20 protein-coding genes are annotated in these 25,055 nt (G+C 50.8%); 10 read left to right on the top strand and 10 right to left on the bottom strand.

Annotated features, from left to right (window positions below; genetic code table 11):
• The first annotated feature begins 343 nt into the window (after positions 1-343).
• The 6 genes from KG631_RS05025 to KG631_RS05000 all read left to right on the top strand — a co-directional run bounded on the left by KG631_RS05025 (position 344) and on the right by KG631_RS05000 (position 9,496).
• The gene (locus KG631_RS05025) at positions 344-1,093 is read left to right on the top strand and encodes a 3-hydroxybutyrate dehydrogenase (protein ID WP_213995951.1); all 750 of its coding nucleotides are present in this window, start codon (positions 344-346) and stop codon (positions 1,091-1,093) included.
• A gap of 43 nt (positions 1,094-1,136) precedes the next feature.
• Entirely contained in the window at positions 1,137-4,622 is a 3,486-nt protein-coding gene (locus KG631_RS05020) for a PAS domain-containing hybrid sensor histidine kinase/response regulator (RefSeq protein ID WP_213995943.1), read from the top strand.
• Between the two features lie 127 nt (positions 4,623-4,749).
• Complete coding sequence (locus tag KG631_RS05015; RefSeq protein WP_213995938.1) at positions 4,750-5,898, top strand: hypothetical protein; 1,149 nt, start codon at positions 4,750-4,752, stop codon at positions 5,896-5,898.
• Positions 5,889-6,902, top strand: coding sequence for an HlyD family efflux transporter periplasmic adaptor subunit (locus KG631_RS05010; RefSeq protein WP_213995933.1), 1,014 nt, complete (start codon positions 5,889-5,891; stop codon positions 6,900-6,902). The genes KG631_RS05015 and KG631_RS05010 overlap by 10 nt, the downstream gene beginning before the upstream one ends.
• Positions 6,903-6,908: 6 nt before the next feature.
• On the top strand, positions 6,909-8,444 hold the full coding sequence (locus KG631_RS05005) for a DHA2 family efflux MFS transporter permease subunit (RefSeq protein WP_213995927.1): 1,536 nt from the start codon (positions 6,909-6,911) through the stop codon (positions 8,442-8,444).
• A complete protein-coding gene (locus KG631_RS05000) occupies positions 8,441-9,496 on the top strand; it encodes a YbdK family carboxylate-amine ligase (protein ID WP_213995921.1) in 1,056 nt (351 codons plus the stop codon). The genes KG631_RS05005 and KG631_RS05000 overlap by 4 nt, the downstream gene beginning before the upstream one ends.
• Here the strand turns inward: KG631_RS05000 and KG631_RS04995 are convergent.
• Both KG631_RS04995 and KG631_RS04990 read right to left on the bottom strand, forming a co-directional pair.
• A complete protein-coding gene (locus tag KG631_RS04995) occupies positions 9,493-10,134 on the bottom strand; it encodes a response regulator transcription factor (RefSeq protein WP_213995905.1) in 642 nt (213 codons plus the stop codon). The genes KG631_RS05000 and KG631_RS04995 overlap by 4 nt on opposite strands.
• A 72-nt stretch (positions 10,135-10,206) precedes the next feature.
• Positions 10,207-12,519, bottom strand: a complete 2,313-nt coding sequence (locus tag KG631_RS04990) for a TonB-dependent receptor (protein WP_213995899.1) — start codon at positions 12,517-12,519, stop codon at positions 10,207-10,209.
• Positions 12,520-12,673: 154 nt separating this feature from the next.
• Between KG631_RS04990 and KG631_RS04985 the strand changes: the two genes are divergently transcribed.
• The 3 genes from KG631_RS04985 (at position 12,674) to KG631_RS04975 (ending at position 16,095) form a co-directional block, all read left to right on the top strand.
• Complete coding sequence (locus KG631_RS04985; RefSeq protein ID WP_213995895.1) at positions 12,674-13,975, top strand: GntP family permease; 1,302 nt, start codon at positions 12,674-12,676, stop codon at positions 13,973-13,975.
• Positions 13,976-13,985: 10 nt separating this feature from the next.
• On the top strand, positions 13,986-15,161 hold the full coding sequence (locus tag KG631_RS04980; protein ID WP_213995888.1) for a homoserine O-acetyltransferase: 1,176 nt from the start codon (positions 13,986-13,988) through the stop codon (positions 15,159-15,161).
• A 190-nt stretch (positions 15,162-15,351) separates the two neighbouring features.
• Positions 15,352-16,095: a transporter substrate-binding domain-containing protein gene (locus KG631_RS04975; RefSeq protein WP_213995885.1), complete on the top strand. Its 744-nt coding sequence runs from the start codon at positions 15,352-15,354 to the stop codon at positions 16,093-16,095.
• A 14-nt stretch (positions 16,096-16,109) separates the two neighbouring features.
• Here the strand turns inward: KG631_RS04975 and KG631_RS04970 are convergent, their stop codons facing one another.
• The 6 genes from KG631_RS04970 to ilvC form a co-directional block, all read right to left on the bottom strand.
• Positions 16,110-17,150, bottom strand: a complete 1,041-nt coding sequence (locus KG631_RS04970; protein WP_213995878.1) for an ABC transporter ATP-binding protein — start codon at positions 17,148-17,150, stop codon at positions 16,110-16,112.
• A 2-nt stretch (positions 17,151-17,152) separates the two neighbouring features.
• Positions 17,153-18,787: an iron ABC transporter permease gene (locus KG631_RS04965; protein ID WP_213995871.1), complete on the bottom strand. Its 1,635-nt coding sequence runs from the start codon at positions 18,785-18,787 to the stop codon at positions 17,153-17,155.
• Positions 18,788-18,829: 42 nt separating this feature from the next.
• Positions 18,830-19,849, bottom strand: a complete 1,020-nt coding sequence (locus KG631_RS04960) for a Fe(3+) ABC transporter substrate-binding protein (RefSeq protein ID WP_213995863.1) — start codon at positions 19,847-19,849, stop codon at positions 18,830-18,832.
• Positions 19,850-19,945: 96 nt separating this feature from the next.
• Positions 19,946-20,758 carry a TlpA disulfide reductase family protein gene (locus KG631_RS04955; protein ID WP_213995858.1) on the bottom strand — a complete coding sequence of 271 codons (813 nt, stop codon included), beginning with the start codon at positions 20,756-20,758 and terminating at the stop codon, positions 19,946-19,948.
• Positions 20,759-20,765: 7 nt separating this feature from the next.
• On the bottom strand, positions 20,766-21,200 hold the full coding sequence (locus tag KG631_RS04950) for a methylglyoxal synthase (RefSeq protein ID WP_213995851.1): 435 nt from the start codon (positions 21,198-21,200) through the stop codon (positions 20,766-20,768).
• A gap of 166 nt (positions 21,201-21,366) precedes the next feature.
• A complete protein-coding gene (gene ilvC / locus KG631_RS04945; protein WP_213995844.1) occupies positions 21,367-22,848 on the bottom strand; it encodes a ketol-acid reductoisomerase in 1,482 nt (493 codons plus the stop codon).
• Positions 22,849-23,036: 188 nt separating this feature from the next.
• On the opposite strand from ilvC, the gene ilvY reads away from it, so the two are divergent.
• Positions 23,037-23,939, top strand: coding sequence for an HTH-type transcriptional activator IlvY (gene ilvY / locus KG631_RS04940; protein WP_301003613.1), 903 nt, complete (start codon positions 23,037-23,039; stop codon positions 23,937-23,939).
• A 47-nt stretch (positions 23,940-23,986) separates the two neighbouring features.
• On the opposite strand, the gene KG631_RS04935 is transcribed toward ilvY, so the two are convergent.
• Both KG631_RS04935 and sspA read right to left on the bottom strand, forming a co-directional pair.
• Positions 23,987-24,406 carry a ClpXP protease specificity-enhancing factor gene (locus KG631_RS04935; protein WP_213995838.1) on the bottom strand — a complete coding sequence of 140 codons (420 nt, stop codon included), beginning with the start codon at positions 24,404-24,406 and terminating at the stop codon, positions 23,987-23,989.
• Positions 24,406-25,044 carry a stringent starvation protein SspA gene (sspA, locus tag KG631_RS04930; RefSeq protein WP_213995832.1) on the bottom strand — a complete coding sequence of 213 codons (639 nt, stop codon included), beginning with the start codon at positions 25,042-25,044 and terminating at the stop codon, positions 24,406-24,408. Before sspA ends, KG631_RS04935 begins: the two co-directional genes overlap by 1 nt.
• Positions 25,045-25,055: the final 11 nt, after the last annotated feature.

Below are 25,055 nucleotides of genomic sequence, written 5' to 3'. Positions count from 1 at the left end.
TTATTTTGTAGCTCAGGGCAGGAAATTAGCGCAAGAGCCTGATATATCCCAACTTAACCAGGCCAGAAACGGCCTTAAGCTGACTTTTTATAGTATTTATCGGCCAAATCTATCACAGGAAAGAGCAAGCGCAAAGCCTGAGACTGTAGTCGCACCGGCTATTAGGGCAAACTGCAGTTGAAAACAACCGAAAATATGACTAATCCAGTGTTTTGCCGGCCAGGCTTGCTAATGATGCCGCATCCTGCTGCAAACTCATCATCCGCAAATAGCACTAAAGTACCGTTGCCAGTGGCGTGCTGACTGCCTAGCATAAGCTATTACCGATTACAGGAGTAACCCTATGCGTGCAGTCATTACCGGTGGTACCGGAGGTATTGGTTTTGCTATCGCCAGCCACTTTGGTAAAGCCGGCTATCATATTGTGTTAGCCGATTTAAACCAGTCCCTGTTGCAACAAAAAACAGATGAACTCAGTAGCCAGGGTATTGCCGCTGACTATTGTGTGCTGGATGTTACTGATCAGCAAGCCATTGAAGAATGCGCCAGACGCTTTCCGGCGGACATTCTGGTCAACAATGCGGGTATTCAGCACGTGGCACGACTGGAAGACTTTCCGCCGGAAAAGTGGGCTCTGTTGCTCAGCGTCATGCTAACCGGTCCGGCAATGCTCACCCGCGCTATGTTGCCATATATGCGCAATAATAATTTTGGCAGGGTTATTAACATCGGCTCTATCCATGCGGTAATAGCCTCACCGTTTAAGTCTGCCTATGTTGCTGCCAAGCATGGCCTGCTGGGTTTTAGCAAAGTGGTGGCGCTGGAAAATGCCGATAAAAACTTTACGATCAACACCATTTGCCCGGCTTATGTGAAAACGCCACTGGTCGAACAGCAAATTGCTGCTCAGGCTAAAGAGCATAACCTGACCGAGCAACAGGTCATCGAACAGATTATGTTAGCGCCGATGCCACAGAAAGCTTTTATTGATGTTAGCGAAATCGCCGAGATGGCCGCGTTTTTATGTCAGGATGGCGCCCGGCATATGACCGCACAAACTCTGATCCTGGACGGTGGCTGGACAGCCCGCTAGCACTAAGCCGGCAACTGAGGCACAATCGGCCTACGAGTATTAGATGACCTCACCACAACAGATGATTGAAAATGGCAGCGGCATTGGCTTAGCCACCATTGCCGCCATTTCACTGGTATACCTGCTGATTTTATTCAGTGTTGGCCGCTTTGGCCGGCGCATTACGGCCCGTCATCCGCTGGCTCCCTGGATATTCAGCTTCGCCCTGTCGATTTACTGCACCTCATGGGCGTTTTATGGGGTTACCGCTCAGGCGGCGGTAAATGGCTGGTGGATCCCACCGACCTATATCGGCTCTTTTATTCTGTTCTGGTTCGGTTTTAAATTAATCGCCCGCATCGCCATAGCCTGCCGGCGCTATCGCATTACCTCTGTGGCCGACTTTATTGCCACCCGCTTTGGCCATTCCCGCTCGCTGGCGGTATTAATTACCTTAATTTTGATCATGGCGGTTATCCCCTATATTGCGCTGCAACTGCACGCGGTCTCTACCAGTATTAATACCCTGGTTCAGGCAGAGGTAGGTCAGCATTGGTATACCGATACTGGCTTCTATGTCAGCTTATGGATGGCGGTATTTGCCCTGCTGTTTGTCAGCAAAAGCGCCCGGGCCCATCAGCCAAACCCGGGCCTGATGACGGCCATCGCGTTTGAATCGCTGATAAAACTGCTGGCGCTGCTGGCCATTGGCTGTTTTGTGGTGTTTGGCATGTTCGATGGCTTTGCCAGTATTTTTGACAGTGCCGCCGCTGATCCGGCAATCAGTAAGTTACGCCAACAAGCCTTACCGATGCATGCTTACTGGCTACACGCCCTGCTCGGCTTTTTTGCAACCCTTTGTTTACCCAGACAGTTCCATGTCAGCTTTGTGGAAAATCAGAAGCTGAGCCATCTGCGCAGTGCCCGCTGGATTTTCCCGCTCTATTTACTGTTAATGAGTATTTTTACCCTGCCGCTCGCCTTAGCTGGCGTGATGTTACTGGGAAACGATGTCAATATTGATGTAGTGGTATTACAGTTGCCGCTGGCAGCTAACCGCACCGATATTGCCTTGCTGGCTTATCTTGGTGGGTTTTCTGCGGCTACCAGTATGGTAGTGGTCGCCACGGTGGTGCTAGGCATTATGATCACTAACGAATTACTGGCGCCTCTTATTTACCGCAGCAGCCAGTTACATCCCGAACAACAGAATAAAGTTAAAGTAGCCACGCTGCGTCGCTCGGCGATGTTAACTGTGATGGCGCTGGGCTTTGTGTACTACCGGTTTATCGGCACCGAAACCGGGCTGGCCCAACTGGGCTTAATGGCTTTCGCGCTGGTGGCACAACTGGCACCATCGTTAATTCTCGGGTTGTTGTCCCGTAAGGTCAACCGCCAGGGTGCGATCGCCGGGGTGCTCAGTGGCGCGGTGGTCTGGGCTTACATTTTGCTGTTGCCGGAAGTCAGCCGGGCCGGCCTGATGGGATCTGACTGGCTGGGCCAGGGGCCACTGGGTTTGTCGTGGCTGGCCCCGCAGCAGTTGTTTGGCTGGCAGGCCGATCCGTTAAGTCTTGGGGTTTTGCTAAGCCTGTCAGTAAACTGCCTGATGGTGTTACTGGTCAGTCAATTCAGCAATACCCGGGTTAGTGAATGGCTGGAAAGCGGCCGTTTTTTGCGGGCCCAGCTCAGTAGCGAACATAACCGGCGCAGTCTGCCACTGAGCGTGCAGGATTGTTTCTTACTGGTAAAGCGTTTTGCCGGCGAAAAAGAGGCACGGCGCCTGCTACTGCGCAATTTAAAAGATCCCAGTCCGGCTCAGAACCAACTGGCCCCGCTTAATCTGGTGCAAGCTGCAGAGCGCAGTCTGGCGGCGGTGGTAGGGGGCGCCTCGATGCGACTGATCATGGATGCTGCCGGCAAACATGCCCAATTGCCGATGGAAACGGTAGAACGTTTCGTTGACGAAGCCAGCCAGGTGTTTCAGTTTAATCAGGCTCTGCTGCTGTCGACCATTGACAATATCAGCCAGGGGATTAGCGTCGTCGATGCCGATTTAAGGCTGATAGCCTGGAACCAGCGTTATATTGATATGTTCAGTTATCCGCCGGGTATGGTTGAAGTAGGCAAACCGGTCGCTGAGGTCATTCGCTTTAATTTGCAACGTGGTCTGATTGACAGTGAAAATATTGATGCAGAAATCAGCAAACGGCTGAGCTTTCTGCGCCAGGGCAGCAGCTATAAGTTTCAGCGCCAGCAGCAAGATGGCCGGGTATTGGAAATGCAGGGTAACCCGTTACCTGGCGGCGGCTTTGTCACGACCTATACCGATATCAGCTCATTTATTGAAGTACAGACCCAGCTGGAGCAAAGCAATACCCTGCTTGAGCAACGGGTAAGTGAACGCACCTATGAGCTGCAGCAGTTAAATCAGCAATTGCAGCACACCCAGCAACAGCTGGAAGTCAGCACTGCCGCCAAAACCCGCTTTTTCGCCGCCGCCAGTCACGACCTGATGCAGCCTTTCAATGCTGCGGCATTATTTGCAGGCTTACTTCGCCAGCAAAGCACCACTCCTGAACTGCGTCAGCTCAGTGTCAATCTGACTAACTCTCTTAATTCAGCAGAAGAGCTGTTAACCGCAATTCTGGATTTAACCAAGCTTGATTCAGGCGTAATTAAAGCCTACCCGCAAACGGTTACCGTCAGTCAGCTGCTGGATGACATTGGCCGGGATGCGGCCGCACTGGCCGCCGAGAAAGGCCTGCAGTTTCGGATTTACAGCAGTAAACTTAGTGTCAGCACCGACCGCAAACTGGTAAAGCGGGTCATCCAGAACCTGCTGGCCAACGCAGTGCGCTATACCAGTAAAGGTAAAGTAGTACTCGGCGTTAAACGCACTGGCAAGCACTTGCAGATCAGAGTGATGGATACCGGGGCTGGCATTGCGAAAGCGGACCAGCAACGGATATTCGAAGAGTTTCAGCAAGGCAGCCAGCCAGATCAGAAAGGTCTGGGCCTGGGGCTGGCCATTGCGCTTAGAATAAGTGATATTCTCGGTCATAAATTAAGCGTGCAGTCGATACCCGGCAAAGGTAGTTGTTTTAGTTTAATGCTGCCGTTGACAACATCACCCGCAGTTTCAGCGGCGCTGCCTGCCAGCAGCAATGAAATCAGTGCCAGCTTTGCTGGCAAAAAAATCTTGTTGTTAGATAACGAAGCGCACCTGCTCAGCGCGGTTAGTGCCCTGCTAACCAGCTGGCAGTGTCAGGTTACCGCGGTTAGCCAACCCGGCGAGGCATTGGCAGCCATTAGTCAGGGACTGAAACCTGACCTGTGTCTGTTTGATTATCATCTGGACAACGCCGCAACCGGCGTAGCAGTGGCAGAGCAATTAGCCAGCCATTTCGCGATAAACGTACCGGTGATTATTCACTCGGCAGATCACGATCAGAATATCCGCGAACAAGCGCTGAACAGTGGTTTTTACTTTTTGTTAAAGCCGTTAAAACCCGCTGCATTAAAAAAGCTGTTTAGCCGGTTACTCCGCTAACCTCCCATCAATTAATACACAATAAACCGACATCACCGACAATTAGATAAATAAACTAAAACTGTAATTTACTTTGGCGCCAAATAAGATAACATTTGCTACATTTTTGACCATCAATGTAGTAACAATGGATCTGAACCTAGTTAGGGCCCCTTACCGACCTGATGCAAAGGCCGCATTACATCGTCTAATCCAGCATCATAGCGCCGGTGTGGTGACCGACTATCCACTATTACTGGCGCCTGAACTTAGCCGTCGCATACTCCATGCCAATACTGAGGTGATGCATCAGGCAATGCAACAGCATACCCTTGCTGGCGTCAGGGCTTTATTACCCTCAGCTATGTTGCTGGGGAATGCACCCGCAAAGCCGCATTTTTTCGCGGTCGACTTCGCGCTAAGTTATGACCGGCAAGCACAACTGACTCCTCAGCTAATTGAGTTGCAGGCTTTCCCATCAATGCTGGCGATGAGTTTTTTTCTGGAACAACATTATGGTCCGACGGTACTGGCCGGACTAACGTTAATACAACGCCAGCAGCTATGGCAGCAGATGCTCAAAGCGGAACTACTACCAGAGCAGGGTGAGGTTATTATGCTGGACTACCAGCCGCTGGCCCAGCGTTCAGCGTTAAGCTTTATTCTGACCGCCAAACTCGGTGTACCAACGGTATGTCTCACTGGATTGTATCGCAAAGGCCGACAACTATATTTTCGTCTGAATGGCCGTGAACGCAAAGTGCAACGAATTTACAACCGGCTTATTTTAGCTGCATTGCCACCGGACGTTGCGCAACGGGCCAGACAATTACTCAGTGATGCCGAAGTAAACTGGCTTGGCCACCCGGACTGGTATTATTTTGTCTCCAAAGCCAGCATGCTGTTTATGCACGGGCCCTGGTTACCTCAGGTCAGTCTTATTAACAGTCCGGCGACAGACCCCCTGCTGCCAAACAGTGTGTGTAAGCCACTATTTGATTTTGCCGGTCGAGGTGTAGAGTTGTCGCCGACAGCTGCTTATCTGTCGTCCCTGCCCTCTGCTGACTATATGTTGCAACAAAAGGTGTGCTACGCCCCTTGCGTGATGACAGCGCAACAGCAATCGCTGAAAACCGAGATCCGCGTCCTGAGTCTGTGGCCAGAAAATACGCCTGAACCTGTAACGGTAGCAATGATGGCGCGAGTATCTGCCGGAGCCTACATGGGAATGAATCAGCAGCAGGATGCAGGAGGAGCAACAGTAGCACTGTCTCCGCAGGAGGCTTTATGCGGATAAAGTGGTGGCTGCTGCCGACCCTGCTGGCAACCCTCATTTTGAGTGGGTATGCCCTGTGGGAGCACCATTGGAATCGCACAATACGGACTGATATGGCTTATGTCGAAGCCGATCTGGTCTATGTCAGGGCTCAGCAAAGCGGTATCGTCCTTACCCGTTACACGCAGGAACTCAGCCAGATCAATGCCGGACAACCTATATTGCAACTGGACGATGCAACTGAACGACATCAGCTGGCTAACTTAGGGGCTGAGCAGCTGCAATGGCAACAGCAACTGGATGCCAATGCCAACCAGCAGGCGATAATTCATCACCAGCTCCAACAACTGCAATTTGATATTGCACTGGCCCAATCGGAGTTAGAGTTGGCTGAGGCAGATTTATTTCGCCAGCAGCAGCTACAACAGCAAGGCCTGGTGCAACAGCGCGACTGGCAACAAGCTTCCTACCGGGTGCAGCAGACCCGTATTATGCAGCAGAAACTGCATGGCCAGCAGCAGGGTCTGACACTACAACAACAACAATGGCAGTTGCAGGCAAAAGTCCTGCAGCAGGACCTGGCAAAAAATGTTCTTGCTCAGCAAGACAGTAACAGACGCATCAGCCAGTTCCGGCTGATAGCACCAGCCAGTGGTATCTTGTCAGGCATCAGCTTTCAAACGGGCGAGCTGGTTAATGCTGGCGACCATGTGGCCACACTGGTACCTACTGATGCGATTTGGATTGAAGCCTACTTCAAAGAGAGTGTCATCGCCTCGATTACCCCTGGCCAGCCAGCCGAAGTGCAGATTGATGCTTTTCCAGACCAGAAATTTGTTGGTGAAGTGATGGCGGCGTCCCCACTGGCCGGCGCTAAACTCAGTTTAATCAGCCCTAATTACACTTCAGGAAATTTTATCCGAATTGAACAGCGAGTACCGGTAAGGATCAAGCTTGACGATAATGTCGTGACCACGTTGCGCCCGGGATTATCAGCCCGGGTTACTCTTAACCGCCCTGATTAACGACTGATGCAATTCTCCCGTCAAAGTATTGCTGCAGTTGCCATTATGCTGGGCGCCTTTATGGCGCTGGCTGGCATTAATATCACCAACACGGCTACCGAATTATTACAAGCCAGAGTAGGCGCCAGTTTGCGTGAAATGACCCTGATCACATCCAGCTATATTATTGCCGAAATTGCTGCGATGCCTTTAATGCCTGTGCTGGTCCGCCGGTTGGGGCTGAAACGGCTTGCAGTATGCGTTTTATGTGGTTTTATGCTGGCATCTGTTGCCTGCGCCCATGCCAACAGTCTTGACACCCTGATTGTCTGGCGGATTGTGCAAGGTGCCTTTGGCGGCATTTTGCTGCCTTTAGTCCATACATCAATAAAATTGCTACTGCCACAAAATAAGCATGCTGCTGCATTTGGCGTATTTTCTGTGTTTGCCTCGCTGGCACCGGTAGCTGGCCCCGCTTATGCCGGGTTGCTTAGTGCTGCAGATTACCCCTGGTTGTTTTATATTAATATTCCACTTGGTCTGGCAGCACTGACTGGTCTGCTCTGGGCATTGCCAGGTCCGGACAGTTGTGGTCAGGTTGCAGAACAACGCAATTGCAGGTTGGACGCCTTTGGCATCGCCATACTATCGCTGTCGCTTGCCAGCCTGGTATTTGCCCTTGAGCACGGTGTCGAGCGTGAATGGCTTGCCGACCAAACTATTCGGGCAAGTCTGGTATGTGGTCTTATTGGTCTGATGTATATTGGCTATCTGCAAACCCGGTTGCAGCAGCCCGTGCTGAACGTGCGCCTGCTGGCCTCTTCCCGCTTCGCCTTAATTTGTCTTGCCAGTTTTATGGCGGGTGTAGTCATTTATGGCTTTGTTTATCTGATCCCGTATTACCTTATTTCGGTGCACGGTTATAGCCCGGCGCAGGTCGCCAGGGTCATTCTGATGGCTGCGGCACCGCAACTCCTGATGTTACCCCTGATGGTAAAATATGCGCCACGGCTCAACCCCTGGCTGGCAATAGTAGCAGGGGCATTACTGTGTGCTGTCAGCACAGCGCTGTGCAGTCGGATGACTGTCGACTTTGCCGGCGATCAATTTCTCTGGCCACAGTTAATCCGGGTTATTGCTGTACCGCTGCTTATTATGCCACTTACCCTGCTGTCACTGCAGGTGGTATCTGACCGCGACGCGCCCTCAGCCGCAATTTTGTTTAATGTGGCGCGTAATCTTGGCGGTGCGGTAGGCGTAGCAGGACTGGTGACTTATGTCGAACATTACAAAGTTGTATTTTTTCAACAAAGCCTGTTGCAGTTTAACCAGCATACCTTGCCCATGGCTCAAAGCCAGAACAGCAATGCATTCGCCAGTCAACTGACCCTGCAGCTAAACCAGCATAGCAGTATCTGGGCTTTTAATGGCGCGTTCAGTATCCTGAGTGTCAGCTTGCTGCTGATGGCAATATTGTTCCTGACACTGTATCTGCTTGACGGTAAATACCGCTCACTTTCCGCTTCCCTCTCTCTGGATCACGCAAGGACTGGCAATTCATGAGTATAAAATTGAGCTTTGGTAATGAAGAAGAGTTTTTACTGTTGAAAAACACACAGCCGTTTGTGATGCCTTTGCAACCGCTGCGGGCAGAGCCTGACTGTCCGCCGGGGATTTGGTCATACGAAGCACATCAAGGCGTGTTGGAACATGCGACGCCGGTATACCACAGCCTGCACGGTCTTTATCAGCATATTTTACACTCTCGCGCTTTTCTGGCCCGTGTTGCCAACAGCATGCAACTGGATCTCTTCTGTGGCGGGACCCATCCCAGCCTGGACTGGCCGACACTAAAAATGACTGCGGATTACCAAGCCGTGGTTGATGAGTATCAGGATACCGTAAGGGCACTAACTTTATTTGGTATGCACACTCATATCGGTATCAGTGATCACAGTTTACTGGTACAGGTATTTAATGCGTTGCGGCCATTTCTGGCTCCGTTGCTGGCATTAAGCGCCAACTCACCATTTTATCGTGGCCGTGACACCGGTTTATGCTCTTACAGGGCAATGCAGTTCCTGCTGATGCCGCGTACCGGCACGCCGCCAATGATCCAGTCGGTCCAGGGAGAGCAAGCGCGTATTAGCGAATTGCTCCGGCGCGGTTGTATTCACAAAGCGACCAGTATCTGGACTGACGCCAGACTGCATCCGACCTACAACACGATTGAAGTACGTATTTGTGATATGCAAACCTCGCCGCAACACGCTGCCGCCCTGGCGGTAATTACCGGCGCAATTGCTATCTGGCTGGCCCAGCAAATTGACAGCGGTTTGCAGCCTGATTACGGCGATGACTGGTTACTCCGGGAAGACAGGTGGCAGGCTGCACGGCGTGGGCTATCCGCAACTATTCAGCAAAAAAGCACCACTGAGGCAGTAACTGCTTTCTGGTACCGAATGCTGGATAATCTAATGCCTATATTGCAGCAGCAACGGGTAGCCGAAGTGGCAGAAACCATTAAAAGCATGCTTCACTATGGCGGGGGGGCGACGATACAGCGACAAGAGAGAGCCGCTGGCCCGTCCCCTCAGTTGGCCGTGGTGAATTAAGCTGGCAGGCGTAACTTTTCGAACATAATGCCGGCCAACGTCCGGTTATTGACATTTAGTTTGCGCAAAATAGCCGAGACATGCTGCTTAATGGTGGTTTCCTGCACATTCATTTCATAAGCAATTTGTTTGTTCAGTAAGCCATCGGCAATCATTTTCAGTACCCGGAATTGCTGCGGGGTCAGCTGCTCTAAACGCTCAGCAAAATCGTTATCGATAAGCGGCTTGGCATTTTTAACATCCTCTGCCAGGCCCGGCGGCAACCAGCTATCGCCGTTTAATACCGCACTAACCGCATCAGACAGTAACTCCAGTGGTACTGATTTTGGAATATAGGCGGCCGCGCCCAGCGCCAGTGCCTGCTTAATAATAACCGGGTCTTCTTCGGCCGACACCATAATCACCGGCACATCAGGGTATTCAGTACGCAGCGCACTCAGGCCGGTAAAGCCGTCAGAGCCTGGCATTTTTAAATCAAGGAAAATAAAGTGGGTATCGGGGTGCTGGCGCAGTAATGGCCAGACTTGCTCCATGGTTTGTGCCTGCAGCAGCAGCGCATCGCTGCCTAGAATGGCAGAGGAGGCCTGAGCTAAGGCAACCCGGAATAAGGGGTGATCATCAGCGATGATAGCTATCATAATGTTTACTTCTGAGCACTGTGGCTCACTATAATGAACCGGGGCTTACGCCCCGGCAAGGTTTTTAACTTATCAGAAGCGGTATGCTACCGTTAAGCTGACTTCACGGGGCGCACCATAGTAGCCAATTAAGGTGTTATCACCGCCTAAGCCAGGAATAAACTCACCCGGGTTAGCCGGATCTGGGGCAATAAAGGCGTAATTGCCGATTAAATATTGCTCGTCGGTCAGGTTCTTACCATGTAAGCCAACCCGCCATTGGCCACTCTTACTCAGCCAGGTAACGCCCAGGTTTAATAAGCCATAGGCGTCCTGCGACAGCAGGTTATCCAGCTCGACCAGATCATAGTCACTGCGATAAGCGTAGTTACCATTAAAGATAACATCACCGAAATCAGTAATCATATCGTAGCTGAACCCGACTGTAGCAGTAGTTTCCGGCGTATTAGTAATGGTAAAACGGTCCGAGATATCCACTGCCCCTTCAACCGGGTCAAAGGTAAGTGCTTCTTTAAACTTGGCGTCGATAAAACCGACGTTGGCAAAGATATTCAAATTACGGCTGGCTAACCAGACGACTTCCAGTTCAGCACCGGTGGCTTCTGAGCGACCGATATTACCCAGCCGCTGGTTTAATGCCGAGGCATCGTCCGGGTCTGGAATAACGGAGATATACTGACGGTCTTTATGGTCCAGCATAAATAGGGTCGCGTTTAAGCGCAGGTTATCGTTCCAGTCACTCTTCATACCTATTTCGTATGAGTTAACCGTTTCCGGATCGGCTGCCGGCTCAGCAACGGTTGCTCGCGGGTTAAAGGTACCTGACTTAAAGCCCTGACTAAAGCTGGCATACAACATCATATCTCTACTGTGCTGGTATTCGACCCCGATTTTCGGCGTCAGCTTGGTCCAGTCTTCTTTATCATCCAGCACCACAGGGGTGGCTAAACCATCTGGCCGCACGTAGCCTGGGATCCAACCCGACTCAGGGTAAACAGTATCAAATATCAGGCCGTTGCGAACCGTCGCTTCTTTTTCATCCTTGGTATAACGTAAACCAGCAGTAACAGACCATTTATCGTTTAAGTCATAACTACCCTGGGCGTAGGCAGCTGTGCTATCACCATTACTACAGCCTCCCACCTCACGGGTTAACCCCGGTGCTGCCAGTGATTTACCCAGCTCTTCCAAAATGGCATCAAACACCCCGCAGGAATCGGAGGTGTAGTAATACAAGCCTGACACCATCTTAAAACCGTCAGTCTGGTAGTTTAACTGCAGTTCCTGAGTAAAACTTTCATCATCATAAATCGCTGGCACATCGAAAATGCGGATAGAGGTATTGTCAAAATCAATGTTAGTTGGCGAGTAACTCGTGCGCTTGGAGGTTATCGACTTCAGGGTATAGTTATCGTTGATATCCCACGCTGCGGTTAAGCTGATACCATCGGTCTCAACTTTATTCCAGGTTGGCATACTGGTGTAGGAGTCATACACACTGTCTGGCACCGGCGCGTCTGTTAATAAACTGGGCAGTAACCGATAGCCGCCTTTGGCGTTCGAGTCGTCTTCAGTTTTGTCATAGTTTAACCGGAAGAACAGATTGTCCTGCGGACGGTATTCCAGGGTCAGGCGCAGTGCCTGTAAATCTTTGTTGTAGTTTTCGTTATCCTGGCCAGGCAAGGCAGATGTCAGAAACTTGCCATAACCATCGCGCTGTAAGTTGGCATAGCCAACACCCAGATACAAAGTATTAGCAATCAGCGGGATCTGGCCAGTCACTTTGACATCACGCTGGTTATAACTACCGACAGTACCACTGACCGAGAACTCGGTATCACCGGTCATCTCACGGGTTACGTACTTCAGCGCACCACCAATAGTATTTTTACCATACAGCGTACCCTGTGGGCCGCGCAGCACTTCAATCCGTTCCACGTTCAGGATATCCAGTACCGCGCCCTGCGGCCGGGCCACATAGACATCATCAATGTAAATACCGACACCCGGCTCATAACCCCACAGCGGATCTTCCTGGCCTACCCCACGAATAAATGCCGTTAACGTAGAATTTGTACCCCGGCTGGCCTGCAAAGTGGTATTGGGTGAAAACTGTTGGATTTCCACTACCGACGCCAAGCCGCGCTCGGCAATATCAGTTGCACCTATTGAAGTAACCGCTACCGGCACTTCCTGCAGACTTTCTACCGTACGCCGCGCCGTGACTTCAATCCGCTCCAGCTTCATTTCCGCTTCAGCTTCTGCAGGCTGCTGAGCCATGGCAGGTACTGCCAGGCAGCTGCTGATAGCAAGCGCGATAAGGCTGGGTTTAAGGGCCGAGCGGGTAAACTTGTGCTGTGCATCATTGTTATAGTTATTGGCCATCGTTGGCTCTCCTGCTGATTGATTGCAAAATGTGGTACTAACCAGTGATGATACTGTAGGCCTAAACGCGGAATTTTTAACCTGTACCTTAGTACTATGGTGGCAATCGCCAAGCTGTATCAGACTAGCTGAAAATGATAACAAGGATTTGCCGATGTTAAGTATCTTTGGCTTACTGCTGGGTCTGGGCTTGTTGATCGTGTTTACCATGCGCGGTTTTAATTTATTTATCACAGCACCGTTATGTGCCTTACTGGTTGCGGCAACCAATGGTATCCCATTTTGGCAAGTCGCTGATAAAATAGATTTTGTTCATGGTTATATGAATGGCTTTGCTGGCTTTGTCGCCGCCTGGTTCTTGATGTTTTTGTTAGGCTCGTTGTTCGGCAAATTGATGGAGCACACCGGTGCTGCTGATGCGGTAGCACTGGCCATTGTTAAACGGCTGGGACATACCCGGGCGGTGCTGGCGATTGTGTTAGCCTGTGCCGTGTTAACTTATGGCGGCGTAAGTTTGTTTGTGGTGGCTTTCTCTGCCTACCCGATGGCCGTAAGCTTGTTTAAAGGCGCCAATTTACCCAGGCGTTTTATTCCTGCAGCGCTGGCGCTGGGGTCTGTTACCTTTACCATGACCTCTGCCGGCTCACCGGAAATTCAGAACTGGATCCCCATCGCTTATCTGGGTACCACCCCTTACGCTGGCTGGCAGGTCAGCATTGTGGTAGCGCTGTTTATGGCAGTCGGCGGTTACTTCAGCCTGATGTGGATGATTAAAAATGCGGTGAAAAACGGCGAGCAGTTTATCCAGCGCGCCAGCGATCCAACCTTAACCGACAAACCGTTACCGCATTGGTTAACCGGTTTAATCCCGCTGTTAGTGGTGCTGGTCACCTCTTTTTTGCTGCACGACAGCTTGCAACAAGCCGCATTAATCATCGCTCTGGCCGGTGGCGTAGTCAGCCTGTATCTGCTTAATTTTCGCTTTCTGGCCAATCCGGCCGCTGCCACCAACGAAGGTGTGTTAGGCGCACTACTGGCTATTGGCAATACCGCGGCAGTGGTCGGTTTTGGCAGTGTTGCCAAATTAACCCCGGCCTTTAGCAGCGTGGTCGACTATATGACCCATTTGCCCGGCCCGGAGTTAGTAGGCGCGGCGGTAGCAGTTAGTGCGATTGCCGGCTTAACCGGCTCGGCCTCGGGTGGTCAGGCGATTGCCCTACCGGAAATTGCGCCAACGTATTTGGACCGTGGCGTCGATGCCGAGCAATTACACCGGGTGGTGGCTATTTCGTCGGGCGCGCTCGACTCGTTGCCGCATAATGGCTACGTCGTCACCACTATTCGTGCTATCTGTGGTGAAACCCACCAGAACGCTTACTGGCCTATGGCGGTAGTTAGTGTACTAATGCCGCTGCTGGGCGTAGTACTGGCCATCGTATTATTTCAATGGTTTTAAGGACAAAAGAATGACGTTATTCAGGACATTTTTATTACTGACATTATTACTCGCTGGCTGGCACAGCCAGGCCATGTTAGTCAGTAAACAAGCATTTGAGATTGAGCGCTTTACCACAGAAAATGGTGCCGTAATCAGCCCGGTAAAAGTTGGCTGGGAAGCCTATGGCGAGCTGAATGCCGATAAATCAAATGTGATCTTAATAACCCACTTTTTCTCTGGCACTTCGCATGCTGCAGGCAAATACGATGAAAAAGACGCTGCACCCGGCTATTGGGATGCCATTATCGGCCCAGGCAAAGCTATTGATACTAATAAATTTTATGTAATAAGCGTCGACACCCTGGTCAATGCCAATGTATTTGACCCTAACGTTATTACCACCGGCCCCGCCACCACTGATCCGGCTACCGGCAAACCTTATGGCTTAAGTTTTCCGGTGGTAACCATTGGCGATTTTGTTGAGGTGCAAAAAGGGTTGCTCGACAGCTTAGGAATTAACAAACTGTATGCAGTAATCGGCGGTTCAATGGGCTCATTTCAGGCAATTGAATGGGCCACCCGTTACCCTGAGCGGGTTGAACGGTTAATACCGGTCATCGGCACGGCTTACATCGATGCCTGGGCGGCAGTGCGTTTAGAACGCTGGGCCTACCCGATTAAACAGGACCCGGCTTGGCGCGGCGGTGATTATTATCAGCATGGCCAGCCCGAGCAGGGTTTAACCACAGCATTGGCTTATATTATTCAGGATGCGGTCTACCCCACCGGCTTTAATATGCGTTACCCGGCCCCGGAAACCGATAAAGCACCACACAAGGATATTCTGGCCAGCTTTTCCGCCTGGGATCAGTTAATGGCTCACGCTAAACTGCGTGCCCAAATGCAGGACGCAAACCATATTTTATACCTGATACGCGCTTCTCAGTTGTACCGTGCCGGCATGGGCGATAACTGGCAACAAGCGCTAAGCCGGGTGCAGGCCAAAACCTTATTTTTGCCCGCTACCGGCGATCAACTGTTACTACCGGAAATGGCTCAGGCCAGTGCCGAGGCCATGCGTGCGGCAGGTAAAAAGGTGGAATATGCCGAAATTCCCGGCATTTGGGGGCACCTGGATGGGGTAGTCGGTATCGCTGCGGTTGCCGACCATATCCAAAGCTTCCTGGATAAAGAATCACCCTGACTTCTGTTACTGTTCCTGGATGGGATGCCGCTTGCTCAGGGTGTCCCTTTTTTGTTTCTGATAGAAATCTGATATTTCATTGATTCCTTAATATTGGCTAGTCACACGACCATAAATTTATGTAACACTTTCATATATCGAAACTAATAACGAAATAATGTTTTTGAAATAGTTATTAAGGCGACGCTGTATGATGTTTAGACTATCCAAGATTATGCTGTTAATGCTGCTTATCAGCTTCGCTGGCAAAACAGAGGTTATCCGGCTGGCCAGCAGCAATTATTACCCACACTATGGCGAGCAACTGGCCCAGCAAGGCGCCACTATCGAAATAATCCGCCAGGCGTTCGCACTGCAAGGTGTACAACTGGAAATAGAGTTTTTACCCTTCGCCCGCGCATTGTATGAAAGCCAGCAAGGGAATTACAGCGGTTTAGTGGCCGCCTGGTATAGTGAGCAGCGCACAGCACATTTTTATTACTCGCAACCGCTATACGCCAACCAGATTGTGTTATTCAAACGCAAAACAGACATTATCAGCTTTCACAATTTTCAGGATCTGGCCAGGCAGCATAGACGACTGGGTGTGGTGCAAGGTTATATGCATCCGGCTGGTCTGGTAGAAAGCGGTATTAAAACCATCCAGGTTGCGACCGACGAGCAGGCGTTGGCGATGCTGGCACGGCAACGGGTAGATTTAGTACCCGCCGATTTGCTCAATGGCTTATACCTGCTTGAAAACCAGTTACCGCAACATCAGCAGCAGCTGGACTGGTTAACGCCCGTACTGGAGCAACGGCCAATGTATCTGGTGTTATCAAAAAAAGACCCGGCTAATCAGCAACGGATCGAACAATTTAATCTGGGGTTACAGCAATTACGGGCCTCGGGCAAGTACCAACAAATTATTGATACGTTACTACCGCAGTATTAGGTATCCCGTTATTATCACTGAATGCGGGGAAATAGTACCAGATGGTCTAAATCAAGCCGGATGCCGATTTGCTCGCTGATGGCATGGTTGTGATGGCTTAGTGCCAGACAGTAAACCTGCTCGCCACCGCTGAGCGCCAGGGTATACAGGATATGTGAGCCACGAAACGACTTCTCCAGTACTTTGGCGGTAATACCGCTGGCATCATCGTGCACAATATCATCGGGCCTTATCAGCACATCGACTTTATCACCACTGTTAGCATTTTGCAGATAACGCTGGTTAAAAATACCGAGGCAAGTCTGCACCCTTGTAGCGTCCAGCATTTCACCGGGTAGCATCACTCCGCGACCGACAAAGTCGGCAACAAAGCGGCTGGCGGGTTTATGGTAAAGCTCATAAGGGGTCGCCCACTGCTGCAGCTTACCATGCTGCATTACCCCCACCATGTCGGCCATGGTAAAGGCTTCAAACTGGTCATGGGTTACCATCACTGCGGTAATTTTTAACTGCTGCAAAATCTGTCGGATATCGCGGGCCAGCGCTTCACGCAGCTCGGCATCCAGGCTGGAGAATGGCTCATCCAGCAGCAGCACCTTAGGCTCCGGTGCCAGGGCACGGGCTAACGCTACCCGCTGCTGCTGGCCACCGGATAACTGGTGCGGATAACGGTCGGCAAGGTCGGGTAAGCCCACCAGTTGCAGTAACTGTTTCACTTTGGCGTGCTTTTGTTTGCTACTCTGCCCCTGCAGGCCAAAGCTGATGTTGTCGGCCACAGATAAATGCGGGAACAAGGCAAAATCCTGAAATACCATACCGACCCGGCGCTGCTCAGTAGGCAACTGGGTTTGCTGATCGCTGACAATTTGCTGCTGCAAGCTGATACTACCACTGGCGGCGGGCTCGAAGCCGGCTATTGCCCGCAGCAAGGTGGTTTTACCACAGCCAGACGGGCCAACTAAACAGCCAATCTGACCTTCGGCCAGCGCCAGGCTGACATCTTTAACCACCACATGAGGCCCATAGGCGACTGCCAGCTTATCCAGAACTAACATCTTTAAGATCCTCTGCTGGCATCCAGCGTCCGCGACAACAAAATAACCGGAATAATACTAACACAAACAATAGCCAGCGCTGGCAAAGCAGCGTCGGCCAGTCGCTCGTCTGAGGCCAGCTCATAAGTGCGCACGGCCAGGGTATTAAAATTAAATGGCCGCAGAATCAGGGTGGCTGGCAACTCTTTTAACACATCAACAAACACCAACATTAATGCAGTCAACACACTACCGTGCAGCAATGGCACATGCACTCGCCGCAGCACCTGCAACGGGCTGGCACCGAGCGAGCGGGCTGCATTGTCCATACTGGGTTTAATCCGCTCCAGCCCCGCTTCTACGCTATGTAACGATACTGCCAGGAAGCGCACACTGTAAGCCAGTAACAAGGCAAATAAGGTACCCGACAACAGCAGACCCGTGCGACTATCAAACCATTGTTCGGCCAGCAAATCAATATTCCGGTCCAGCCAGGCCAGCGGGATCATCACGCCAATAGCAATAACGGTGCCCGGAATCGCATAACCCAGCGCCGCCAGCCGCACCGGTAACCGTACCAGCGGGTCGCGGCGCAGCCGGCTTGCGTAGCCAAACAGTAAAGCCAGCAAGACCGACAATATAGCTGCCAGCGCTGCCAGGCTGAAGCTATTCCAGATCAGCCGGCCAAAATCTGTGGTAAACAGAGTTGGCCAGTTTGGTAAGGCCCAGCTGGCCAGTTGGCTGGCCGGAACAATAAAACCCAGCAATACCGGCAACAAACAGATAAGCGCCACCAGCAGCTGGCGGGAGAGCGGTAATTTACGGAGCGGGCTGATTTGCTGGCGCTGCCCCTGGAAAAAGTAACGGATTTTACGCCTGGACCATTGTTCGAGTACCAATAACACCAGCACAAAACTACTCAGCAGCGCAGCGAGCTGGGCTGCGCCGCCCTGGCTGCCCATCCCAAACCAGGTTCGGAAAATACCGGTGGTAAAGGTCGCAATGCCAAAATACTGCACAGTGCCATAGTCAGCGAACGCCTCCATCATTGCCAACGCCACCCCGGTCAGTAATGCCGGCCGGGCCAGCGGTAAAGCGACCTTCCAGAAATGCTGCCGCGGGCTGAAGCCCAGTGTGCGACTGGCTTCCAGCATACTACTGGATTGCTCGCGAAAGGCACTGCGCGCCAGCATGTACACGTAAGGATAGAGCACCAGCGATAACATCAGAATGGCGCCGGTTAAAGAGCGGATCTCCGGAAACCAGTAATCGCCATAAGCCCAGCCAAAATAATCGCGCAACCAGCCTTGCACCGGCCCGGCGAAATCAAGCATGCCAGTGTAGGTATAAGCAATGATGTAAGCCGGCATCGCCAGTGGCAGCAATAATAACCACTGCAACATCCGCCGGCCGAAAAACTGATACTGACTAACCAGCCAGGCGGTACCAGTGCCAATAAGCAGAGCACCAGCGCCTGTACCAAAGGCCAGCAGCAAAGAATTGATAATATAGTCGGCAAGAACTGTTTGGCGTAAATGGCGCCAGACCTCAACATCGGGGCTGAATACGCTGCCAAAAACGACTAAAACCGGCATTGCTAACAGCAATGCCGGTATCAGAACTGACCAACGCCAGATATCCGCTTTTAATGGCAGCATACTACCTCTTTGCTGAACCGCCGTGCTGAATCTGGCGGCTGATTAACGCCAGCCTGCCCGGTCCATTACCCGGATAGCTTCACCATTAAGCTCGCCCAGTTTATCCAGGTTCAACTTATCAGCTTTAAACTCACCCATGTTTTGCAATAAATCACTGGTTTGTACCCCAGCAACAACCGGATATTCATGGTTTGTCTCGGCGTACCACTGTTGCGCCTGCTCAGTCACCATATACTCCAGTAAGCGCACCGCATTTGCTTTATTCGGCGCATAAGCGGCGACACCGGCGCCTGAAATATTAACGTGCACACCGTTACCATCCTGATCAGGCCAGAACACTTTCACTTTTTCTGCGGTTGCCCGCTGTTGTGCATTGGCCAGCATGCCACCCAGATAATAGGTATTGGCAATGGCGATATCACATACGCCATTGGCGGCGGCACTGATTTGATCCCGATCGCCACCGCGTGGGGGCCGGGCAAAGTTCGCCACCAGACCTTCTACCCATTGCTCGGCAGCCTCGGCCCCTTGATGGGCAATTAACCCAGCCACCATTGACTGATTGTAAATATTGTCAGAGGAGCGAATGCAAATACGCCCCCGCCATTTTGGGTCTGCCAGGTTGGCATAAGTAGAAAGCTCTTCCGGTTTCACTTTACCAGGCACATACATAATGGGCCGGGCACGCATTGTTAACCCATACCACTGACCAGCCGGGTCGCGCAGTTGCTGCGGAATTGCAGTTGTTAACGCTTCAGACTCAACGCTTTGTAATACGCCCTGGGTTTTGGCACGGTACAAACGGCCGACGTCAGTGCTGATTAATAAATCGGCCGGGCTGTTGCGTCCCTCACTGGCCAAGCGGCTAATCAGTTCATCCGGTTTGCCGGTGATTAAATTCACTTTAATGCCGGTATCCCGGCTGAAATTATCCAGCAAAGGCTTAATCAGTTCTTCCTGGCGGGCAGAATAAATATTAACTTCGTTGGCAAAAACTGTAGCAGTGCTGAACAACGCACTGCTCAGTGCGGCAATAACTAATAAGGTTTGTTTCATTCGCATAGTAAGGCTACTCCGGTTTGCGGGCAACATCAGGGTTGCTATATAACCATAAACGCGAATTATTCTCAATAAGTTTGCGATCTATATTTCAAAATTTTAATCAGCGCTCACACCCAGCTGTTGCAGACGCTGCGCCAGACTGGCAGCAGAAAGCTCGCCCATATGACTTTCCAGCAACCGACCATCCGCCCCAAAGAATAAAGTAACCGGTAAACCATGAGCGCCTAACTGGCTGGCAAGCTGGCCTTGTCTATCCAGCAGTAAATGGTTAAACCGCAGTCCCGCTTGCTGCAAGTACTCCTGCACAATCTCCGGGTGCTCCCGCTGATTAAGCAGCACAAACCGTACGTCAGGGTACTGCAGCTCAGCCTGCTGCAGTACTGGCATCTCCCGCCGGCAGGGCGGGCACCAGGTCGCCCATAAATTAACAACGGTCAGCGTGCCCTCTCCCAACTCTGCCAGGTCAACGCTGTCACCGTTAAGTTGCTGAAAGCTCATTGCCGGCAGTACTGCCTGTTGCCGGCCAACATAAATAACCGAACTAAAAGCACCAAACAGCATTGTCACAGTGAGCACCCCGGCCAGCAACGCCTGCCGCTGCTGGCGGCGGCGCCATAGCAGCCAGACTAAAATAACTAGCGCAGAGAGCACCGTGGCGGCAATATCAAAACCGCGATCACGGATATCCAGCATCTGCCAGACAGAGTCATAGTTGTCGGCAAAACGCGCCACAAACACCAGCCGGCCAAACAGTAAGCTGCCCAGCAAAATGGTTAACAACGGATCGGTAACCGATACCTTATATTTCCGTCCCACCAGGGCTGCTACCACTAAGCCAAGTAACACATTGATAAGCAATAATAGCGGAGTGATGGGCAATGCCAGAGGGCCAACAGATACTACGTTCATTTTAATATCACTTATTTTTGTGCAAACGCTGGTTGTGGGCCGAAAAGTCCGGTACTTCGCGCTGGTAGTCCTGCTGATATAAACTGGAGTGAATAATGAAGTCTGCAGTAGCGCGGTTACAGGCCACCGGAATATTCCATACCACAGCTAAACGGATTAACGCTTTTACATCGGGGTCATGCGGTTGGGAGGACAACGGATCCCAGAAGAAAATCAACCAGTCAATTTGCTGTTCGGCTATTAAGGCGCCAATTTGCTGATCGCCGCCCAGCGGGCCGCTGGCCATACATTGCACCGGCTGCTGCAAGGCATCGCTAATCAGTTTGCCGGTGGTACCGGTTGCAAATAAATTTTTATCGGCAAAAAACGGCTTATGTTTGCCAATCCACTCCAGCAAAGTGGCTTTTTTACCATCATGCGCCACCAGGGCAATATTTTTCATACCAATTCTCGCAGTTTATGTTGTAGTGACCTTACACCCAAAAAAAAGCCCCGACAAGCGGGGCAAAACAACCAAGGTCCACGTATAACATCGTTATTGGTCTGGCACTAACCGGGACACTACCCACTATTAATCACCATTAACCACATCATTCTTTAAAGGCAGTCTAGCTTGCCTCAACAATTCGTTTCATCGCAGTCATATAACCACGTAATTTTTTACCTACTACTTCTACCGGGTGCTGGCGAATAGCGTCGTTTACCGCAATCAGTTTTAAGTTATCGACGCCGGTCTGGCTTTGGCTGAACCCTTTGCCGATATACTCACTACTTAAGCTGTTTACCTTATCACGCAGCAATGGCACAGCAGCATGAGCAAACAGATAGTTGCCGTATTCAGCAGTGTCAGAAATAACCACGTTCATCTCATACAAACGCTTACGGGCGATGGTATTAGCAATAAGTGGTGTTTCGTGCAATGACTCATAGTAAGCAGACTCCGCAATAATGCCGGCATCTACCATCGTTTCAAACGCCAGCTCTACCCCCGCTTTTACCATCGCGACCAGCAAAATACCGCGGTCGAAATATTCCTGCTCGCTAATTTTTTCGTCCGATACCGGCGCTTGTTCAAAGCCGCTGTCACGGGTTTGCTCACGCCAGCTCAGCAGGTTTTTATCATCATTCGCCCAGTCAGCCATCATGGTGCGTGAAAACTCACCACTGATGATGTCGTCCATATGCTTTTCGAATAATGGCCGCAGGGTTACTTTCAACTCTTCTGCCAGGTCATAAGCTTTAATTTTGGCCGGGTTGCTCAGCCGGTCCATCATATTGGTAATGCCACCGTGCTTCAGTGCTTCGGTTACTGTTTCCCAGCCATACTGAATTAATTTGGCGGCATAGCCCGCTTCAGTGCCTTCAGCAACCAGTTTATCGAAAGCCAGAATCGCACCGGTTTGCAACATGCCGCACAGGATGGTTTGCTCACCCATTAAATCTGATTTTACTTCAGCAATAAATGACGACTGCAACACCCCTGCCCGATCGCCGCCAGTAGCCGAAGCGTAAGCTTTCGCTACCGCTAAACCCTGACCTTGCGGGTCGTTTTCCGGGTGCACCGCAATTAGCGTTGGTACACCAAAGCCGCGTTTGTATTCTTCCCGCACCTCAGTGCCCGGGCATTTCGGTGCCACCATCACTACCGTGATATCCGGCCGGATTTGCTTACCTTCTTCAACAATATTAAAGCCATGTGAATACGCTAAGGTTGCGCCTTGTTTCATTAGTGGCATTACCGCATCAATCACGCTGCTATGCTGCTTATCCGGAGTCAGGTTTAATACCAAATCAGCTTGTGGAATTAACTGCTGATAAGTCCCCACCGTAAAACCATTGCTGCTTGCTTTCTCGAATGATGCACGCTTTTCCTTGATCGCCTCTTCGCGCAGGGCATAGCTGATATTTAAGCCAGAGTCGCGCATATTCAGGCCCTGGTTTAACCCCTGAGCACCACAGCCAACAATGACAATATTCCAGTCTTTTATAAAGTTACAGCCATCACTGAATTCGCTTTTATCCATAAAGCGGCACTGACCCAGCTGCTGTAACTGCTGGCGTAAACTTAAGGTATTAAAATAATTGCTCATACTATTTCTCAAAATTCAGGTTAGCGGATAAGCCAGGCTTACCTTACGCATCTCTGGTTTACTTATCATAGTCAGGCGCGATGACTGATTGATGACAGGGGCAGCCAGCAAAGTGCGTTAATAAGTTAATGGTAGTCGCTGCTTTATATTGCGTAAAGTGATATATTTACAACTCTGTATTTCACTTTATGCAATTAAGAAAAGCTATGGATATTCGCAGCGCCCAATTATTCTTGCATTTAGCCTCCAGTTTGAATTTTGCTAAAACCAGCGAGCAAATGTATGTCAGTCCCTCTACCCTGACCCGGGTGATCCAGCGACTGGAAGACGAGCTGGGTACTTTGCTGTTTGACCGTGATAAGCGATCAGTACAGCTGACCCGTGAGGGAGTAAGAGTGCAGCAGTTTGTCCGGCTCTGGCTGGATGAATGGCATCAGTTACAGCAGGATTTGCAACTGGCCAGTGCCGAGTTAACCGGTGAAATCCGTTTGTTCTGCACCGTTACCGCCAGTTACAGCCACTTACCAGCCATAATGGATAAATTCAGGCTGCAATGTCCGAAAGCCGACATTACGCTCACCACTGGCGACGCAGCAATGGCGTTTGAGAAAATTAAAGCCGGCGAAGTCGATATTGCCCTGGCGGCCTACCCGGCACATTTACCGGCTAATATGATATTTCAACGAATTGCTCAACTGCCAGTCTGGCTGATTGCACCAGTTATTCCCTGCAAAGTGAATGATTTACTCTATGCCGCTCCTGTCAACTGGAATGACATTCCACTGGTGCAATCGGATCATGGACCAGCCCGCTCCCGCTCTGACCAATGGCTGAGAGATTGCAATATAACGCCTAAGGTGGCGGTAAAGGTTGATGGCCACGAGGCGATGGTATCAATGGTGGCATTGGGTAGTGGCGTCGCGGTAGTACCGGAGCCGGTGATCAACCACAGCCCGGTGCGCGATAGGGTGCGAATTCTCGACATCAGTTACCAGTTTCAGCCGTTTGAGCTGGGTGTCTGTATGTTGAGCAAAAAACGGGAGCAACCCCTGCTCCAAACTTTCTGGCAATTGGCAGCAGCAAAAAAATAAAGCTGCCGATGGCAGCTTTATTACGAACATTATCCTTTGCAAAAACTTTACTTAACAACCTTAAGGTGGCTGCCTTTTTTCGGCTTAGGCGGCTCTGGTGTATCATCATCGTCAAAAGGTTCAGAAAATAACTCGGCATCATCTTCCTCCTCTTCCAGCGTAAACACCGTGCCGGCACCATTTTCCTTGGCATAAATGGCTAACACCGCTTTTACCGGAATAAATAGCGCAAATGGCTGACCGCCAAAGCGGGCGTTAAAAGTAATGGCATCATTTCCCAACTGCATATTACCTACAGCAGAAGGTAAAACGTTCAGTACAATCTGACCATTCTGGACAAACTGCTGGGGTACTTTTACTTGCGGATAGCTGGCATCTACCACCAAATACGGCGTACAGTCGTTATCAACTATCCATTCGTAAAACGCCCGTACTAAATACGGGCGGTTTGGTGACATTGCCGCCATTACAAGCGCATCCCGCGGCGGATTTCCCGCTCAGCTTCAGTCAGTGATGCCTGAAACGCGTCACGCTCAAAAATCCGCGCCATATAATTTTTCAGCTCTTTGCTGCCAGGGCCCTGAAATTCGATGCCCAGTGAGGGCAAACGCCACATTAGTGCCGCCATATAGCAGTCAACCAAACCAAATTCTTCACTCATGAAAAATGGGGTTTCGTTAAACAACGGGGCCAGCGACAGCAAGCCCTCTTTCAATTCCTGGCGGGCATTATCAGCGTCATCGGCATTGGTCAGCACTTTCTCAGCCAGGCTGTACCAGTCATTTTTAATCCGGTACATCATCAGCCGGGCCTGACCACGGGCTACCGGGTACACCGGCATTAAGGGTGGATGCGGAAAACGCTCATCAAGATATTCCATAATAATATCGGCCTGATAAAGCGCCAGTTCACGGTCAAGTAATGTCGGTAAGCTGCCATAGGGGTTAACTTCATACAAATCTTCTGGCAGGTTATCCTGAGCTACCTGAAGGATATCAACAGTTACGCCCTTTTCAGCCAGTACAATACGCACCTGGTGACTGTACATATCATCAATAGCTGTGAAAAGTGTCATCACAGGGCGCTTATTGGCAATGATCGCCATTTATTCCTCCG

The organism is Arsukibacterium sp. (assembly GCF_018402695.1).
Lineage (GTDB): Bacteria > Pseudomonadota > Gammaproteobacteria > Enterobacterales > Alteromonadaceae > Alishewanella.
Note: the sequence above shows the minus strand (reverse complement) of the source record. Positions and strands in the feature narration are given on the sequence as shown.